The 1,100-nt window shown below is 41.2% G+C and carries 2 protein-coding genes; both read right to left on the reverse strand.

The window, feature by feature from the left end; all coding sequences use genetic code 11:
* Positions 1 to 405: hypothetical protein (locus ACS8FD_RS16325; RefSeq protein ID WP_439276615.1), on the reverse strand; the 405-nt coding region annotated here is incomplete at its 3' end.
* A 202-nt stretch (positions 406 to 607) separates the two neighbouring features.
* The coding region (gene rplI / locus ACS8FD_RS16330) for a 50S ribosomal protein L9 (RefSeq protein WP_439276616.1) at positions 608 to 1,100 on the reverse strand (493 nt) is incomplete at its 5' end.

Genomic DNA, 1,100 nt, shown 5'->3' on the forward strand with positions numbered 1-1,100 from the left:
TGATAACGCAGGGTAGTAGCGTTTTAAGCAAGTATTTAACCCAAGCTTTGCTATTTTCTTATCAAAAAAGTCACGATAGGCTTCAAATGCGATACGTGTAGACTGTATATTGTATAGCCAATTGACATCCGTTATCGCTGTGTAGTCAAGCGCATTTTGGCGCGGCGGCACAAGCATTTCAGACCCTTTTGCCGTACTTGTAGCACCTTTATCTATGACATTGTTAATATATACGTCTTGCCACCATTGCATTTTATTTTGACTGACACCTGCAGCATCAAGCGCAATCCAATTATGGGTAATATGATTGGACAGATAGTCGTCATATTCGATATGCCAATTGCGGCCACGTTTAAGCCAATCGTGTAAGTGCTTTGAATAATTTGGCTTTGAATAATATGTCATATGAACGTCTCAGTGCTTAGATCTATTTAGAGTAATGATTTATAAGATATAAGTTATACCATACTACGATAAGAACCAAACTGCTAAAGATTGTTCGTTATGATGGAGATGGCGGGAGTTGAACCCGCGTCTCCTAAACAAAAAAAGAGCCAGCAACTTAAAGTCACTGGCTCTTTTTGATCTAAACGAGATATTCTAAAACTTACTCTTCAGAGTAATCTTCGCTCTCGTCTTGTGTCTCATCATCTTCTACTGCAATGTTTTCTTCATCACCATCTTCAGAAAGAATGGTTACTAAAATGCTAGCAGTAACGTCATGATGTAGCTGAATATCAACATTATATTCGCCAACTTGACGCAGAGTGCCTTCAGGCAGCTTGATTTCAGCACGGTCAACTTCTAGACCTGAGTTAGTCAATGCTTCGGCGATATCGCGAGTACCGATAGAGCCGAATAGCTTGCCTTCGTCACCAGATTTTGCACGCATGATCACATTAACGTCAGTTAGTGCATCAGCACGCTCTTGAGCAACAGCGATCTCTTTTGCTTCTTCAGCTTCAAGCTCAGCACGACGTGCTTCGAACTTTTCAATGTTAGCTTTAGTAGCAGGTAGTGCTTTGCCCTGAGGGATAAGAAAGTTACGTCCGTAACCTGGTTTTACATCGACAGTTTCACCGAGTTTACCAAGGTTGACG

The sequence above is a fragment of the Psychrobacter sp. 1U2 genome, assembly GCF_051847575.1.